We start from the raw sequence: 17,197 nt of genomic DNA, 5'->3' as shown, positions 1-17,197 counted from the left end.
GTATGGCTCGAATCGCAGGGGTAACAATCCCAGCAGAAAAGCAAGTTTGGATTGCTCTTACCTACATTTATGGTATTGGTGAAACAACTTCGCGAACCATCCTTGCGGCGGCTAATATTGAGCCGACCACTCGGGTGAAAAATCTCACCGAGGCTGAAGAACAGAAACTACGTGAAATTATTGATAATAATTATACCGTAGAAGGTGATCTGCAACGCCTCGTGGCAAATAATATTAAACGTCTAAAAGACATTAACAACTATAAAGGTATGCGACACAAATCAGGGTTGCCTGTAAACGGTCAGCGCACACGAACGAATGCACGAACTCGAAAGGGTCGCGCAATCGCCGTTGGTGGAGCACAGCCAAAAGCAGCAAGCAAGACTTGATTTAGGAAAGGGATAGAAAAATGGCAGAAAAAGTTAGTCGTAAAAAACAGCGCCGATCTGTTCCATCAGGTCAAATGCATATTCAAGCAACCTTTAACAACACAATCATTACTTTTACGGATAAAAAAGGTAACGCTTTAGCGGCAGCAAGTGCTGGTGCTTGTGGCTTCCGAGGAAGCAAAAAAGGTACAGCTTATGCAGCGCAGGTTGCAACTGAAAAAGCAGCCGAAAATGTACAAGCTCTTTATGGGCTAAAATCAGTTGATGTTTTCGTTAAAGGTGTTGGACTTGGTCGCGATTCAGCGATTCGCTCACTTTCGAATGTAAACATTAATGTTGAAAGTATTAAAGATGTGACTGGCGTCCCACACGGTGGCGTTCGTCCTAAGAAAGCAAGGAGGGCTTAATTATGGCGAGAGATAGATCTCCGATTGTTAAACAATCACGCCGAGAAGGCTATGCCCTTCATCGAAAAGCTGCTAAAATTATGGCACGTAAAAGTGGAATTCCTGGTCAACATTCAGGTTCTCGACAGGGAAAGCCAAGTTTATATGCAGTTCAATTGCGCGAAAAGCAGAAAGTTCGAAGACTTTATGGACTTCTCGAAAAGCAATTTGCACGATTGATGAAAGAAGCGTCACGCCGTGAAGGTTTGGCTGGTGAAAACTTACTACAGCTTTTGGAACTTCGTTTAGATAATGCTATTTATCGAGCAGGTTTCGCAACTTCACGACGACAAGCTCGCCAGTTGGTGAGCCACGGACATTTCTTGTTGAATGGTCGACGAGTTGATATTCCTTCAATTCGACTAAAAGCTGGCGACGAGATTGTTGTTCGACCAAAGAGCCAAAAATCTGGCTATTTCACAAATCTTGAAGATGTTGTTGCTGATGCAGCCCCAGCTCCACTTAGCTGGTTAAAAGCTGACAGTAAGAAAATGACAGTTTCTATTTCAGGTCTTCCTAAACGAGAAGAGGCAGAAGCTGGAATTAATGAACAGCTAATCGTTGAATATTACTCACGATAAAAGGTAAGGAGCTAAAAGTTTATATGTCAAAATTAATTCATAACCCAGCGCTTGCTGAAATTCAAGACTTAAGCGAAAATGTTGCAACTTTTGTTGTGAAGCCGCTTGAGCCTGGATACGGTAATACGCTTGGAAATAGCTTGCGCCGAGTGCTCCTTTCGAGTATTAATGGTGCAGCAATAGTTGCTTTTAAGATTGACGGAGTTAGCCATGAATTTACATCAATTGAAGGTGTGAAAGAAGACGTGGTTGATATAATGTTAAATCTTAAGAATATAAAATTTAAGGCTCACACTGATTCGCCTGTTGAACTTCGATTGGAAAAAACTGGTGCTGGCGTAATTACTGCTGGTGATATTCAAACAAATGCTGATATGGAAGTAGTAAATCCAGATCAAGTTATCGCTACTATTGACGATAAAAAGACTAAATTTGTAATGGATATTGTAGTTGAATCTGGTCATGGTTATAAAACTATTGAAGAATCTAGTGAGGACCGAATTCATAGTGATATGATTGCGGTTGATGCAATTTTCACGCCAGTTTTGCGAGTTCGATACAAAGTTGATAATACTCGTGTTGGTCAGGTTTCGAACCTTGATAGATTAGATCTAACTATCGAGACCGATGGATCGCTTTCTCCACGGGAAGCTTTCGAACAAGCATCGGCAATTTTAGCAAATCAATATACGGCACTTGCTGGTTCTACAACGATTGAAGCTGCTCCAGCTTTAGGTGAAGAATTTGAGGATGAAGCAAGTGAACTTCACACATCAATTGAAGATTTAAACTTGACAGCTCGAACAACAAATGCGCTTGTTAATAATGACATTCGCACTGTTCACGACCTAGTAAACCTTACCGAACAAGATTTGCGTGAACTTAAAGGCTTTGGAAGCAAAGCTTTGGATGAAGTAAAAGATAAAATAGCGGAGTTAAATTTATAATATGCACCGACATGGATATAAAGGGCGAAAATTTGGTCGTGAACGCGACCAACGCCGTGCGCTCCTCAAAGGCTTAGCGACTTCGTTAGTCATTCATGGCAAAATTGAAACAACTTTGCCAAAAGCCAAAGAGACTTTGCGCTACACAGAAAAGCTTATCACTAAAGCTAAAAAAGGTGATTTACATAACCGTCGTCAAGTTATGGCCAAACTTGGTAATATTGACGCAGCAAATAAATTAGTAGACATTATTGCTCCACAACTTTCGAAGCGAAATAGTGGTCATTTGCGAATTGAACGAACTCGAATTCGTCGCGGTGATGCTGCTCAAATGGCTACAATTGAGTTTGTTGATGAAATTAAACATGAAAGCGAGGATAAGTAAATGGCTGTTAATGCGAAAACTTATTCACAAAAACCAACTGAAGTTGAGCGAAAGTGGCTATTGATCGACGCTGCGGAATCGGCTACACTTGGTCGACTTAGTGCAAAAATTGCAACTTTACTAACAGGCAAAAATAAACCAACATACACCCCACACACAGATGGTGGAGATTATGTGATTGTTATTAATGCTGAAAAAGTTAAAGTTACTGGCAATAAGGAAGAAGCTAAGATGTATTACCGACACAGTGGTTTCCCTGGTGGTTTGAGTGAAGCTTCACTAAAAGAATTGCGTGAAAAGAACGCTGCAATGATTATCGAAAAAGCTGTTTATGGAATGCTTCCAAAGAATAAACTTCAAGCAGATCGAATGAAACGTTTGAAAGTTTATACTGGTGCTGAACATAATCACGCTGCTCAAAAACCAGAGAAAGTTGAGGTTAAATAATTATGGCTGAAGCTAAATATTTCTACGGTCTTGGCCGACGCAAGGCTGCAACAGCTCGCGCTCGACTATATGCTGGAAAAGGTAATTTAACTATTAATGGTAAAACTGCAATTGAATACCTTGATGGTAATAAATCTATGCTTGCTGAGATCACAGATCCGCTCGCCTTAGTTGGTAAACAAGCTGATTTTGATATTACTGTAAAGGTTAACGGTGGTGGTTTGGCTGGTCAGGTTGACGCAATTAAGCTTGCTATTTCGAAAGCTCTAACTATTGCTCATGCTGACTTGCGACCAGTTCTTAAAAAGGCTGAATTCCTAAAACGCGACCCTCGCGAAAAGGAACGCAAAAAATACGGTTTGCGATCTGCTCGAAAACGAGAACAGTTCTCAAAGCGTTAATATACAAAAAAACAACCGTTCATTTTATGGGTGGTTGTTTTTTGAATTAAATGGAGTAATATCAAGATATGAAAGATGTGCAAAAGATAGCTATAAAAAGAATGCTTAAAGTATTTTTTATGATTTTAGCTATAGCTATGATACCTGTGGTATTGATAGCCGTTCCGATGTATTTTATAAACAACTGCTTATCTGGTACATGTGCGAAAAAAGAAGAGCCCAAAGTAGATTACACTTTTAAAGAATTGAGCTCTGACGAACTCTTCAGGCTTGTCAATGAAGAAAGAATTAAAGCTGGAGTTAAACCTTTAGTAAGGCTTCATGAACTTGATATTTCTGCCGAAACAAAAGCTAAGCGTATGCAGGATATTCAGAACACCGACCATGTAGACCCGCAAACCGGATATGATGGGATGGATTATATCGTAGATTTAAACCCTAATTTAAGGTGTAGCTGGCTTGGGGAAAATATCTCTTGGAACTACCCTGTAGAAAAACAACTCGTAGATGGCTGGATGGGTAGTCAAGGACATAAAGAGAATATTTTAAACCCTAAATTTACGCACGCTGGAATGTATGTAACGCGCGGTGGAAGAGAGAAGCATTATCATACTATAGCTGTTCAACATTTTTGTCAAAAAAAATAACTAAGCCAAACATTATCTCCCAAATAACATATAGAGGAAGATATGGCTTTAGACTACAATAATTATAACGGCAAGGATGACTTTCGTGGTTTTTTGGCTGCGAACGGTTTTAATAACTTCTTGAAATATACCGGAAATGACGGTGGCGTAGATAGAAATGCTCTAATTAGGGCTAATCATCCTGACGGAACTGGTTTTAATGATGCTAACGACCTAGGGTTTGAATACGCTGGAACTAGCAATGTTGTAAGGGGATTATATAATGACTGGAAAAAGAATAATGTAAATCAAAACAAGAGGGAGAAACCAGATCCAGTCTACTCAGACCCACGCCAAGGCGGAACCTACGACCCTCAAGCAAAAGCAAGAGCAGATGAAATTGCGAAATACCGTGAGCAAGAACGAGTGGCAACTGAAGGTTTGGGCAGATTGGATCGCCAACGAGATATTTGGCGTGGTAATGTTGAAAATAACTACGCCCACCAGCTAAATGACCTTGAAAACAGCTATACCCAAAGCAAGGGCGCATATGAGATGAACAAACGAGACTCAGAAGCCCAAAACCGTGCAGTGCGTTCACAAATCATGGAAGATGCAAACAATCAAACCAACGCTTTGCGCCAAATGTTTGCAGCAGGTGGAGCGGGAGATTCAAGCGCAGCACAAATTGTCGCTCCTTGGGCAGTTGGTTTGGAGGCGAGCCGAAACGCTGGAAGCGCACAAGATGCTTTCGCTCGAGATCGCCGAAACCAAGACTTGGAGTTTGCTAGCGCAACTAATGCGTACAATAAGAACAAGAAAGATTGGGAAACTAACCGCCAAGATGCGTTAAATAATGTTGACTCACAAATTGAAAGTAGCCGAATTGACTTGAATAGCCGCATTATGGATGCAAGGCAGAAACAGAAGACTGCCAATGGCCAAGGGTTGCAGAGTGCGATAGACCAAACACGGGATCTATCTAACCAGATTAGCAACAGCCAGAACAAGATTTTGGATTTGAGCAAGGAAACACCAAAAGCCCTTGAAAAAGTGGAATTTAAAGCACCAAAGCTTAGCGATTATAGCGAAAATGTGCAAGGTGTGAAAGTGGACAGCGGAAATCCGGATCAGGCGGGACTCCAAGACCAGCTTGACCCACGACTTGCTGCGTTGCTTGATCCAAATAAGAAGAAAAAGGATTTGCAGGTGTAGAAAAGGGAGCTCGAAAGGGCTTTCTTTTGGTTATGGTATAATAGTAGGTATGAATAATAAACAACTTTCTGAAAAAATGATAGAAAAAAGTATTGAAGCTTTTACTATGGCTTTAGAAATCTATAATAAACCAACTATTAAATATAGAGTTGAGGGGTTTGCTCTTTTCGTATGCAATGCTTGGGAACTTATGCTGAAAGCTAAATTATTAAAAGATGAAAAACCTATCTACTACAAAAATAGTAATAATACGCTTTCTTTACCAGAGTCTCTTAAGCGAGTTATAACAAATAAGAATTCTCCTCTTCGTAAAAATATAAATACAATAAATAATCTGCGCAATAAGAGCAGTCATTTTATTACAACAGACCACGAGTCTATGTATGTTCAAATTTTTCAGCGAAATGTTATCGATTATATAGATAAAATGAAAGAATATCACGGGATAGATATTTTGAATATTTTACCGCATGGGTTTATTATGTTATCTGCTCAAGTAAATGTAGCAACAGATGAAGAGATCCGAGCCAAATATTCACCAGAGATGGCCGAAAAGATATTATCGGAAAAACATCAGATAGAACAGGAAATTCAAAGTAGTGGTGATAAATTTGCTATACCGATCGAGTCAAAAATATTTATCACTAAGAATGAAGACGAAGCTGACTGGTCTGTATCTGTTAGCCTAGATGCTGACGATTCGGTAGTTCAGGTTAATAAGATCCTTGATCCGCGGAAAACTCACCCACGCTTTACGAATAATGTGGTTAATTTGGTGAATAAAGCGTTAAAGAACGAAAATATAAAAATAACTAAAATAAAAGGAGAAGAGAGAATAAACTCTATTTTTACTACTAATGATTTTCAGTTATTTGTGAAATTTTATAATGCTAAAGATAATCCCGAATATTGCTTTAAATGGCTGAATAGATTTGCTTACTCGGATAAATTCGTAAATATTATCATAGAAGCTATAAAAAAAGATCCTGAAAATATTATAGAAAATCTTAAGCGATCAATTGAAGAGCTAAAAGAAAAATAGCCCCAGGAGCATGAGAATTCTCGACCGTTGTCTTACTCCCATTCGGGAACTCAGCTTTTTTCCTTTACAGGCTATCTTTATGTTTCTATTATACCACACTATTAAAAAATAATCAATACATTTTGTCAAATTACAGATATAAAATTGGCGAAAAAAGCCCAAAAAAGGTATTGACAAAACATAAGTAGAATAAAAATTGTTAGAGACATGGGTTTTGTGTTATAATAAAATTATAAAATAATCCACTCAGAGCGCTGAGCGATTAGCAAAATATTAACATTTGCGTCGCTCAGTTTTTTATTTTGCAGCGACAAGATAAGGAGAAGAGATGGATATTTTCAAAGGTATTGGCGACTTTTTTGGTGGACTTTTTGGCCAAAAGAAAAAGCGAGAAGATGAACAACAGCAACCACAGCAACAACAATCTGCGGTGAGTTTTAATAGCATACCAAAACTGGGAGATAATTTTGCGAATAATTTAAGCAACCCCACCCAGCCACAACAGCCAAAAGAATTTGCGAAGAGTTCGGTGGACTTAAACCCAGTGAAACCGGTGCAACCCATTCAACCACAACCACAAATGAACCGAGACCAAGAACGCCAGCAGTTGGCGGATAAGTATCGGCAAGAAGAAACAGACCGCTACAACCAAGGGTCAGACCATGCGGCGAACTTTTTGAATGATATTTTTAGTGGTGGTAAAACAGCCCAAATGCGAGAAAACACCATTAACCAGAATATTCAAAACCGGGTGAACGCTGAAATGCTCCGAAAATATGGACCAGATGATCAGCAAGCGAAGCAAAATATTGCGCAAACTAGCCAGAATATCAATAAAAATGCTACAGCGGTGAGTGATTTCACTAAAAATTATAATGATAATCTTCAACAAACAGTTGTTGTGCCAGTATCAGCAGTGAAAGGTGCAGTTAATACCGTGGGAGAATTTGTGCCGAAAACTTCTGGAGCGCTTACAGAATTTGGGGCTAATACAATTAAATTATTTGATGAAGACAACCAATTTGCAAACAATTTAATTAAACGGGTGCGAGCAGACCGTGAAAAGAACATTGTGCGAAAAACACTCAATGATGCAACAGGCTTAACTGATCAAGATAATAAAATGGCATATGGCTTAGGTAGTTCTGGAGCAAGAATGGCGATCGATGCTGCAATGACCCCCGTGACTGGTGGTATCGCCCCAGCGGTAGTACATGGTGTTGAGGCACATTCAGATATGATGGACCACTTAGACAACATTGAAGCTCGCAAAAAGGCTGAAACAGCAGCAAAAGGTGAAACATACACACCAAGTAGCTTTACTTCGCGCTATTTAGCTTCAACTGCTAACGCTGGAGTGCAAGCCGCAATTGAAAAGCTTGGAATTGATAACCTTACTGGTAAAATTGGCGGTAAATTTGCAAAAAATATGGTTGGGCGAGCTATTACTGGTGCATTGGGCGAAGCTGGTGAAGAAGGTGCACAACAATATGCCGAAAACTTCACCAAAAAGCTTTTCGACAACAAACAAGATATTCACGAAGGTGTCGCTGAAAGTGCTTTAATGGGTGGAATTATGGGCGGAGCTGGCAAAATGGCCTTCGGTGGAATGGAATCGGTTAAGAATCCATATAAAAGCAACAATATGGCAGATGGCGAAGTGAGTATCTCTAAACTTCACCCAGATGCAGTTTTAGGCAACACTAAAAGAAACACCTATTATGATCCTAAAGCATTATATGAGGCAGAAAGAAATGCAACAATTCCAACGCGCGAAAAAATCACCCTCGCAGAAGCGGAGAGGCAAAACCGAGGTGGAGACTTGCAATATACCCCAAGGAGAGAAACAAACATTGGTCGTTTAGATAGCGATCAGTTAGGCTTTACTAAAGATGAGCTAATTGGTAGATTTACAGGTGATACTCGCAAACGAATGAGTGAGCGTAGCTTTAATATGCTTCAAGATTTACGGGCGAATAATCCGTATGTGACGGGTGATGGGCAAGAAATTAGCTTGACTAATAAGGGGAATAAAAAAATATCCAGTTACACCACTGGAACAGGTACAGATACTGAATTTATCGCTAAGCAACGACTAGTGCCAAGAATAAAAGATGTAATTGAAAAATCGCAATATCTACATAGTGCTGATGATTCTAAAGCCCATGGTATAGCACCAGATGGTTTTGATTATCGAAATATAAAATCTCGATATGCCGGCAAAAGCTTTGATAATACTTTAAATATTGCTAAAAATAATGCTCAAAATATAAATTCTTTATATGGAATTACAACAAAAGAAAACACCGGAACTTCCAACTTCAGAGAAAACTCATCCACTGGATCCTATTCCGATGTTTCTAGTGATAGTTTAGCACGAAATGACCAAAAAGTCAATGATAGCGTAAAATATAGACTACCAAACGACAATTCTAACTTACCAGAAGTTAACTATACCGAAACCGAAGGAACACCAATCTATCGTGGTCAAGCACAAACTGGTAGGGGGATTATTAAGAATCAAACTAACTTTGCAGATTCTGGCAACTATGAAAACGGAGCATTCTTTACAGATAATTTAGATACAGCACATAAATATGGTGATAACATTCTTGAAACTCGCAGAAATGACAAAAACACTGTTTCAGTGCAAGAATCAGACAAGCTTCAAGCTATGGCTAATAAGCGAATGGATGAGATTATGCGAAATCCTAAGCTATATGATGAGATGGATGAAGATGAATATGATCTCTTAGAACAAATGGCGCTTGGCCGACCAGAAGCTTTTGCTCAATATACTAAAAAACCTTTTGTAGAAACAGGCGATAAGTTTGGCGAGAGTGGTGAAGTTGTATACTTTAAGGGCGTTGATGATGCTGCTGGAATTATACGCTTTAAACAAAAGGCTGAAGCGGAGAATTTGGTAAGAGTAGCCAAAGAGAACCTTCAAGCTCGTCACCAAGAACTTACCGGAGATCAAAGCATTGCTTTCAATGAATGGGCGAACGAATTGGAACGCCGTGCACAAGGTTTCTTTGATGAGAAAACTGGTAAAATTACCATTAACGATGGCGATTTAAACACACTCAACCATGAGCTTGGACACAAATTGTTAACACGTGCCGATAACCGAGCAGAACTACTTGCAGATATTTGAAATACTGTTGGTGATGAAGCTCTAAACGCAAAATATGGTGAAAATTACGCACAACAGGTCGCTAATATGAACCCCGAAGAGCGTGCAAACCTTTTTGCGGAAGAGTATCTAGCAGATGGCTTTAGTGATTACTATAACGGTATTTTAGCTGGTGAAGATAGTCAACGACTTGGTGCAAAATTAGGAATTCCACCAAGAGTGCTTGCAGTCTACGACAGAATCGTGGAAGCAATCAAGGGTATTTTGGGATTACAGCAAGACACTTTAAAACAATTCTATGCACAAGCTGAAACTGGTAAATTTGCCCAAAACTACAAGCAGAATGCACCAGTATATAACGAAAATCCAGTTTATAAGATTGCTCAAGATTCGAAAGGTGATTTAGCTGAAACAGACCAAAAAACCCGCAAATTCGCTGAAACTGTATTAGATACAGACACGCCACCAAAAGACTTTGTGAAATTAATGCATGCTGGTGATGAATCTTTGAAATATACACCAAAAAAGAACAGTGAACTATGGAACAAGGCAGCTAAATCTGTACAAGAAAGCCCAGAAAGAGTGTTTAATGAACTAGAAAATACCCGTGTAGCAAATGATGAAACTATGGCTAAAGGAATTGCTCTAGCCAAACACTACCAAGCAATGGGTGATGATCTAAAAGCAAGTGAACTCTATGTTGAACTTGCGAAAAAAGCAACAGAAGCTGGGCGAACCGTGCAAGCTTTGAACTTAATGCGAAGAACAACCCCTGAAGGTGTGTTGATGAGTACAATGCGTGAAGTTGAAAGTTACAACGACAAGATGAAGGACAAGCCAAACAAGCAAATTAACATCACACCAGAGCAACGAGCAGAATTCTTGGGAAAACTACGGGAAGCTTATGCGATGCCGGAAGGTGATTTGAAAGAGATTCGAGCGCGAAGAATTGCGATTGGTGAAGCTATTCGGGAAGTAAGGGATCAAATTCCAAGCTCAAAATGGGATAAATTCACAACTCTTTGGAAAGCTGGACTTTTGACCGCACCAACTACACATATTCGAAATATTGCCGGAAATATTATCAACGGTGGTAGTGAAAAGACCGCTCAAACCGTCGGAAGTGCTTTTGACTGGATGATTAGTAAAGGGACTGGTAAGGCATATAATTTTTTTACGCGATTTTATTAATCCAGAGGTAATTTATACTCATCTATAAATTTCCTTGATCGGAAAAATAAAAAGCCGCATCTTTATGTATTAACAGAGTGCGGTATTTGATTTTCGTAGACTGCCAAGAAATAAAGAATCTCTTGGAGCCACGATCGGGGCTTGAACCCGAGACCTCATCCTTACCATGGATGCGCTCTACCAACTGAGCTATCGCGGCGAATAAATGAATTATATCATATAAATTATATCAATGTCAATATGAATATTTAGGTATCAAATCGAGGCTTCTGTTGACAAATTAAGGTTTTTAATATATAATAATTAGGTATATTTTATCTAAAAATAATTCTTATGGAGGGCTATGAAAACAGTAACGATAATGAAGTATAGAATTGGAGATAAATATTTCTTTAAAGTTTTAGATAAGTTCGATATTGAAGATGAAGTTGAGCGTCTTGATGAAATGATTAGAATTTCGAACCAGCTCAGTTTAGAAAATGAAGATTACGAACAACTTTGGATTAAAGAAACGGTTCTATTTTAGTTGCATAATAAAAGTTTAATATAGCTATTTCTTATTATTTTTTAGAAAGTTACTCTTTAAAGCTTCACCGATAACCCATATTATTGCATTTACAAAAAATATGGAAATTGCAGCAATAACCATCATTAAGATAATTTTACTAATTGAATTTTCGAAAATATTTAAAAAACTTGCGATAATGAATCCGAATAATGCTATAAATAAATAAAATCTTTGTAGCACAATGCGTTCATTTGAATTGTTTAAAGTTTTTTGTATAAATTTTAAAAAATTGTTCATAATCAAAATTATACCATAAAAAATAAAATAAGTCAATAAGAGATTAAAAGTCTTGCTTTTTGCGAAATCTTATGATAGAATAGAACAGAACGTAAATAATAAATTTAAGAGAGATTATGGCTAAAAAGAATACTAAACGAAAGATTATTGGTCTTGTAAGTGAAATTACTGGCGACCGAATTTACTACACTCGCAAAAATACTCAGAATACACCTGAAAAACTTTCTTTGCGAAAATATAATCCAAAGACACGAAAACATGAAATCTTCACAGAAACTAAGAAGTCTCTTGGTCGAAATGAAGTTAAACCACGAAAAGGTTAATAAATTGCACCGTTTGGTGCTTTTTATTTTAATGAATGTAGTTAGTAATGAACCTATCATTTATATTTTTGCTATACAAAAATGTAGGTAATTCTTAAAAAGCCCCCTTTAATTAAAGCTCTCGTCTAAGCGAGAATTTTTCTATTGTATTTTAGGCGGATTTATGTTAAAATATTAAGGTGATATAAATTGTTTGAGAATTCATTCGAAGTTATCTTAAAATTTCGAAAGAAGTTACAAACGCAAAATAAGGAGAAAAAATGGCAGAACAAGGCCTAACAATTCGTATTCGCCTAAAGGCATACGACCACAAAGTTATCGACCAAAGTGCAAAACAAATTGTTGATACAGCAATTCGAACTGGTGCAACAGTTGCAGGACCAGTGCCTCTACCAACACGACGAAGCACTTTTACAGTAGTAAAAAGCCCACATGTTTACAAAATGGGTGGTGAAGCTTACGAAATGCGTGTTCATAAGCGCCTCATTGATATTAGTAACGCTACACCAAAAACAATTGATTCTTTGCAAAATCTTAGCCTTCCAGCTGGGGTTGATGCAGAAATCAAAATGTAATTTTCAAAATCGCCTTCGGGCGGTTTTATTTTTGGTAAAAAATATGATATAATCATAAGCAATATGAGCAAAAATAACAAACAAAGAACTTATGCACGAAATCGCACAAAATTAAGCCGTCGTGGTTTCGAAAAAAATCCCGAAAGCGATTCGGTTTTTTTGGTGAAACTTATTTTGTGTGCTTTATTTGCTTTAATCTGGCTAAAAACTAAAACAAATATAAGTATTCCGATTGGAGTTTTTAGTTCTTTTTTGCTAATTTATTTTTTTGAAAATCGGCAAGAAAATCGGCGAGTATTTTATGCAATTTCTCTTATTTGTGGGATTATAAGTTTCTTTTTACCAATTGGTTTTTTGATTTGACTTTTTTAAAATAAAGTGATATAATGCAATTATCGCTTTTAGGAGGTGAGTACATTGATACAAAAAATTATTGTAATTCTAATTTGTACGATAATTATTTTGGCGAGAAGTGTTGGAAAAGAAAAAATCAATAGAAAAATGATGATTTTTCTTTCTTCGGTCATGGTTTTAAGCTCGATTTTATTAATAATCAAACAGCTTGCAAACCAAGAAGTTATATTTTTTTCTTTTTTAGAGATTATTGGTGGCGAATTTACGGAGATGAAGATTATCTTGTCGCTTTCGAAACTGATTTTTGAAATAATTATTTCAGTGATTTTGCTGAATAAAATTTCGGGCGAGGCAAAATTTAGACAAGATTTATCTATTTTCTGTGTTGCTATTATTTCTTCGCAAATAATTTTCACAGATTTTCCAAATATTTCGCAAAAAATATCTACACCATTTTTTGTCGAAATAATTTTTAATATTTTGTATCTTCTAATCTTAACAGTGTCTTGTTTTCAAAGTCCAAAAAAATAAAACACTGAATAGCCATCTCGAAAGAGGTGGTTTTATTTTGTTGTAAATATTACACGCTAAATATAGCGTTTTTTTATTGATTTTTATAAACAAAAGCACTATAATTAAATAGTCGAGCAGAAGAACTTTAAAAAAATACTTACAATTCAATTTTATAGAAAAACGGGGTGAATAAAAATGAAAGAACAACTTGAACTATTTAGTGGCCAGGAACTAAAATCTTTAGAGTTAGGAGGAATAAAGATTTCTTTTAGAGGCATTAAAGTGATAAAGCGAGATGGCCGTAAGGTTTTACTTGATGTTGAGAGAATTTTTAACGCGATCGAAAAAGCTTTTCAATCAACATTCTCTGAAGGTGAAGACCCAGCTAATCCAATTATGGAATCGCTGAAAATTGGCAATTTCGTACTTGATGAGTTAAAAGAAAGTGTGAAGAACGGTAAAAAAGTTTTTACCGTGGAAGAGATTCAAGATTTGGTTGAGCGAAAGCTTTATGATAATGACATTGCAACTTATCATAATTTTCACAATTATCGAGAAGAACGAGCACGTGAACGCGAAGGTGCTCAATCAATTGATGAGACGATTAGCCGGTTGATCTCGAAAGAGCCTTCAACGGTGAATGAAAATGCAAACAAAAATAGCGATGTTTTTGCAACGAGACGTGATTTGACAGCTGGTGTTACAGGTAAAGCTATCGGTTTACAAATGCTTCCATTGCACGTTTCGAACGCTCATCAAAAGGGTGAGATCCACTATCATGATCTTGACTATAACCCTTACGAACCAATGACTAACTGTTGTTTGATTGATTTTAAAGGAATGCTTAAGAATGGCTTTCGAATGGGAAACGCTGATATTGAGAGTCCGAAATCAATTCAGACAGCGGCCGCTCAAATTGCTCAAATAATCGCAAATGTTGCATCAAACCAATATGGCGGCTGTTCGGCTGACCGTATTGACGAGCTTCTCGCGCCTTATGCGAAAAAGAATTTCGAAAAACATCTTAGAGATGCTGAAGAGTGGATTGAAGACAGTAACAAATGGGAAGAGTATGCTTGGAAAAGAACACGTAAAGATATCTACGATGCTATACAATCTCTTGAGTATGAAGTCAACACGCTTTTTACTTCAAACGGTCAAACGCCGTTTGTGACTTTCGGTTTTGGGCTCGGTCAAACTGAGCTCGAACGTGAAATTCAAAAAGCCATCTTAACCATTCGTATTAAAGGTTTGGGTGCGTCGCAGCGCACTGCGATTTTTCCAAAGCTGGTATTTACACTTAAACGTGGCGTAAATCTTTATCGTGAAGATCCGAATTATGACATTAAGCAATTAGCTTTGCAGTGTGCGACTAAGCGAATGTATCCAGATATTTTATCTTATGATAAGATTGTGGAACTTACGGGTTCATTTAAAGTCCCAATGGGTTGTCGTTCTTTCCTTCAAGGTTGGAAAGATGAGAATGGTGAAGAAGTAAATTCTGGCCGAATGAATTTGGGCGTAGTTACTCTAAACTTGCCGCGAATTGCGATTGAATCTGACGGCAATTTCGAAAAATTCTGGCGGATTTTTGATGAACGTGCTCAAATTGTAAAAGACGCACTAGTTTATCGTGTTGAGCGGACTAAGGAAGCAACACCAGCGAATGCGCCAATTTTGTATCAATATGGTGCTTTTGGCAAAAGGCTGAGTCCTGAAGATTCGGTTGATGAGGTTTTTAAAAATCGTCGTGCAACTGTTTCGTTTGGTTATATTGGTCTTTACGAAGTCGGTACAGTTTTTTATGGCGGTTCGTGGGAAACTAATCCTAAGGCTAAAGAATTTACAATTTCTATCGTTCGAAAAATGAAAGAACTCTGTGAAGACTGGTCTAATGAATTTGGCTATCATTTTAGTGTTTATTCCACACCGAGCGAAAGCTTAACTGACCGCTTTTGCCGTTTAGATACAGAGAAATTCGGTTCTATTCCTGATATTACGGATAAGGGTTATTACACGAACTCTTTCCATTATGACGTTCGAAAAAATCCGACACCGTTTGAAAAGCTGGATTTTGAAAAAGTTTATCCAGAAGCAGGTGCATCAGGTGGCTTTATCCACTATTGTGAGTATCCAGTTCTTCAACAAAATCCTAAAGCCTTGGAAGCTGTTTGGGACTATGCCTATGACCGTGTCGGTTATCTAGGGACCAATACTCCGATTGATCGCTGTTACAAGTGCAACTTTGAAGGGGATTTTGAACCAACTGAAAGAGGATTCAAATGTCCAAATTGTGGTAATAATGACCCAAGAACTTGTGATGTCGTAAAAAGAACTTGTGGCTACTTAGGCAACCCGCAGGCCCGTCCAATGGTTAAAGGGAGACATAAAGAAATTGCCGCTCGCGTGAAACATATGAACGGCTCGACAATGTAAAAGTAAGTATTTTATTTTAGCGTCAGCGAAAGCTGGCGTTTTTTAAAATAAAAATCCTCAATTTTGAGGACTTGAACTAAAAGTTAGGTTGATGTGAGTTGATATTTACAGCATCTTTCAAGAATTTGGCTTTTAATCAAAATATGATTTTCAGCCCTTTTTGAACAAGAATAATTTTAGGTTCTTGACATTTATTTATCCCATCTGTTATTGTGTGGCTTATTCCATCTAAATACAGAACTATATAATCAAATTTTTTACCTTTAATTACTAATTTTAAAGTATCTCTAGTCTTTGAGGTTTTATTGGTTTTGGTAAAAAATTCTGTTTTTCCACAAAAACTATTCAAAAGATTTTTTGTGTTTGAGATTTTTTAAGTTCTGATTTTGGCCTCTTGTGAGTTTTGCTAATTTTTGCATTAAATTCTAAAATAGACTTTAATTTTTCCAGTTTATCTTGAATTTCACTCTTTTTAGCCATTTAGGAGCCTCCTTTAATAAGAAATTTCAAAAAATAACCCAAAAATAGTTCACCTAACTTTTTGAAAGAGCTATTATTCGATTGTGGTAAATTCTGCGATATTTTGATACTTAAGCCAAGAAAAAGCTGTAAGCTAAAGCTTGAAGGAATGGTTTGAAAGTGTTAAAATTAAAATAGATAAAATGAATTTTTGAAAGGAGAAAAATGGCTAAATTAGTTTTTGCAAGACATGGTGAAAGTGAATGGAATAAAGCGAATCTTTTTACTGGTTGGGCTGATGTTGATTTGAGTGAAAAAGGTGTTCAGCAAGCAATTGATGCTGGAAAATTAATTAAAAAAGCGGGAATTGAGTTTGATGTGGCTTTTACATCAGTTCTAAAGCGTGCGATTAAGACAACGAATTTGGCTTTGGAATTTTCTGACCAACTTTGGGTTCCAGTTCAAAAATCCTGGCGTTTGAACGAGCGGCATTATGGTGGTTTAACTGGTAAGAATAAAGCCGAGGCGGCTGAAAAATTTGGCGAAGAGCAAGTTCATATTTGGCGTCGTTCTTATGATACGCTTCCACTAGAAATGCCACGAGATGATGAATATTCTGCACATAATGATCGCCGTTATGCTTTGCTTGATGATTCAGTTGTTCCAGATGCTGAAAACTTAAAAGTTACTCTAGAACGTGCTTTACCTTTTTGGGAAGATCAAATTGCGCCAGCTCTAAAAAGTGGAAAGAATGTATTCGTTGGTGCTCATGGAAACTCAATTCGCGCGCTTGTAAAACACATCAAAGGCTTGAGCGATGATGAAATCATGGGAGTCGAAATTCCAAACTTTCCGCCACTCGTTTTTGAGTTTGATGAGAATCTTAATATTCTGAATGAATATTCGCTTGGTGAATAACTTTCGAG

20 protein-coding genes and 1 tRNA gene are annotated in these 17,197 nt (G+C 37.4%); 19 read left to right on the top strand and 2 right to left on the bottom strand.

Going from position 1 to position 17,197, the window contains the following annotated elements; translation table 11 throughout:
- Nucleotides 1–2 precede the first annotated feature (2 nt).
- From rpsM to HXL38_001830, 12 genes are all read left to right on the top strand, one after another.
- Nucleotides 3–389: a 30S ribosomal protein S13 gene (gene rpsM / locus HXL38_001885; GenBank protein QXT26501.1), complete on the top strand. Its 387-nt coding sequence runs from the start codon at nucleotides 3–5 to the stop codon at nucleotides 387–389.
- A 20-nt stretch (nucleotides 390–409) separates the two neighbouring features.
- Nucleotides 410–796, top strand: a complete 387-nt coding sequence (gene rpsK / locus HXL38_001880) for a 30S ribosomal protein S11 (protein ID QWB90727.1) — start codon at nucleotides 410–412, stop codon at nucleotides 794–796.
- A 2-nt stretch (nucleotides 797–798) separates the two neighbouring features.
- A complete protein-coding gene (gene rpsD / locus HXL38_001875) occupies nucleotides 799–1,416 on the top strand; it encodes a 30S ribosomal protein S4 (protein QWB90726.2) in 618 nt (205 codons plus the stop codon).
- A 23-nt stretch (nucleotides 1,417–1,439) separates the two neighbouring features.
- On the top strand, nucleotides 1,440–2,363 hold the full coding sequence (locus HXL38_001870) for a DNA-directed RNA polymerase subunit alpha (protein QWB90725.2): 924 nt from the start codon (nucleotides 1,440–1,442) through the stop codon (nucleotides 2,361–2,363).
- Between the two features lies 1 nt (nucleotide 2,364).
- A complete protein-coding gene (rplQ, locus tag HXL38_001865) occupies nucleotides 2,365–2,748 on the top strand; it encodes a 50S ribosomal protein L17 (GenBank protein QWB90724.1) in 384 nt (127 codons plus the stop codon).
- Nucleotides 2,749–3,195 carry a 50S ribosomal protein L13 gene (gene rplM / locus HXL38_001860; protein ID QWB90723.1) on the top strand — a complete coding sequence of 149 codons (447 nt, stop codon included), beginning with the start codon at nucleotides 2,749–2,751 and terminating at the stop codon, nucleotides 3,193–3,195.
- 2 nt (nucleotides 3,196–3,197) lie between these two features.
- A complete protein-coding gene (gene rpsI / locus HXL38_001855; protein QWB90722.1) occupies nucleotides 3,198–3,596 on the top strand; it encodes a 30S ribosomal protein S9 in 399 nt (132 codons plus the stop codon).
- Nucleotides 3,597–3,664: 68 nt separating this feature from the next.
- Nucleotides 3,665–4,243, top strand: coding sequence for a CAP domain-containing protein (locus tag HXL38_001850; protein QWB90721.1), 579 nt, complete (start codon nucleotides 3,665–3,667; stop codon nucleotides 4,241–4,243).
- Nucleotides 4,244–4,285: 42 nt separating this feature from the next.
- Nucleotides 4,286–5,437, top strand: a complete 1,152-nt coding sequence (locus tag HXL38_001845; protein ID QWB90720.1) for a hypothetical protein — start codon at nucleotides 4,286–4,288, stop codon at nucleotides 5,435–5,437.
- 49 nt (nucleotides 5,438–5,486) lie between these two features.
- On the top strand, nucleotides 5,487–6,479 hold the full coding sequence (locus HXL38_001840; GenBank protein QWB90719.1) for a DUF3644 domain-containing protein: 993 nt from the start codon (nucleotides 5,487–5,489) through the stop codon (nucleotides 6,477–6,479).
- Nucleotides 6,480–6,807: 328 nt separating this feature from the next.
- The gene (locus HXL38_001835; protein ID QWB90718.2) at nucleotides 6,808–9,636 is read left to right on the top strand and encodes a hypothetical protein; all 2,829 of its coding nucleotides are present in this window, start codon (nucleotides 6,808–6,810) and stop codon (nucleotides 9,634–9,636) included.
- Nucleotides 9,637–9,702: 66 nt separating this feature from the next.
- Entirely contained in the window at nucleotides 9,703–10,806 is a 1,104-nt protein-coding gene (locus tag HXL38_001830) for a hypothetical protein (protein QWB90717.1), read from the top strand.
- Nucleotides 10,807–10,929: 123 nt separating this feature from the next.
- Here HXL38_001830 and HXL38_001825 read toward each other — a convergent pair.
- Nucleotides 10,930–11,005, bottom strand: a tRNA-Thr gene (locus HXL38_001825).
- A gap of 162 nt (nucleotides 11,006–11,167) precedes the next feature.
- Here HXL38_001825 and HXL38_001820 point away from each other — a divergent pair.
- Nucleotides 11,168–11,332: a hypothetical protein gene (locus tag HXL38_001820; protein QWB90716.1), complete on the top strand. Its 165-nt coding sequence runs from the start codon at nucleotides 11,168–11,170 to the stop codon at nucleotides 11,330–11,332.
- A gap of 24 nt (nucleotides 11,333–11,356) precedes the next feature.
- On the opposite strand, the gene HXL38_001815 is transcribed toward HXL38_001820, so the two are convergent.
- Nucleotides 11,357–11,611 carry a hypothetical protein gene (locus HXL38_001815; GenBank protein QWB90715.1) on the bottom strand — a complete coding sequence of 85 codons (255 nt, stop codon included), beginning with the start codon at nucleotides 11,609–11,611 and terminating at the stop codon, nucleotides 11,357–11,359.
- A gap of 116 nt (nucleotides 11,612–11,727) precedes the next feature.
- On the opposite strand from HXL38_001815, the gene rpmG reads away from it, so the two are divergent.
- From rpmG to HXL38_001785, 6 genes are all read left to right on the top strand, one after another.
- Complete coding sequence (gene rpmG, locus HXL38_001810; protein QWB90714.1) at nucleotides 11,728–11,934, top strand: 50S ribosomal protein L33; 207 nt, start codon at nucleotides 11,728–11,730, stop codon at nucleotides 11,932–11,934.
- A gap of 260 nt (nucleotides 11,935–12,194) precedes the next feature.
- Nucleotides 12,195–12,509: a 30S ribosomal protein S10 gene (rpsJ, locus tag HXL38_001805; protein ID QWB90713.1), complete on the top strand. Its 315-nt coding sequence runs from the start codon at nucleotides 12,195–12,197 to the stop codon at nucleotides 12,507–12,509.
- A gap of 63 nt (nucleotides 12,510–12,572) precedes the next feature.
- The gene (locus tag HXL38_001800) at nucleotides 12,573–12,872 is read left to right on the top strand and encodes a hypothetical protein (protein QWB90712.1); all 300 of its coding nucleotides are present in this window, start codon (nucleotides 12,573–12,575) and stop codon (nucleotides 12,870–12,872) included.
- Between the two features lie 54 nt (nucleotides 12,873–12,926).
- Nucleotides 12,927–13,394 (top strand): hypothetical protein, encoded by a 468-nt coding sequence (locus HXL38_001795; protein ID QWB90711.1) that lies wholly within the window; start codon nucleotides 12,927–12,929, stop codon nucleotides 13,392–13,394.
- Between the two features lie 177 nt (nucleotides 13,395–13,571).
- On the top strand, nucleotides 13,572–15,812 hold the full coding sequence (nrdD, locus tag HXL38_001790; protein ID QWB90710.2) for an anaerobic ribonucleoside-triphosphate reductase: 2,241 nt from the start codon (nucleotides 13,572–13,574) through the stop codon (nucleotides 15,810–15,812).
- Between the two features lie 684 nt (nucleotides 15,813–16,496).
- On the top strand, nucleotides 16,497–17,189 hold the full coding sequence (locus HXL38_001785; protein QWB90709.2) for a phosphoglycerate mutase: 693 nt from the start codon (nucleotides 16,497–16,499) through the stop codon (nucleotides 17,187–17,189).
- Nucleotides 17,190–17,197 lie beyond the last annotated feature (8 nt).

This window comes from Candidatus Saccharimonas sp. (genome assembly GCA_015256915.3).
Classification (GTDB): Bacteria; Patescibacteriota; Saccharimonadia; order Saccharimonadales; family Saccharimonadaceae; genus Nanogingivalis.
Note: the sequence above shows the minus strand (reverse complement) of the source record. Positions and strands in the feature narration are given on the sequence as shown.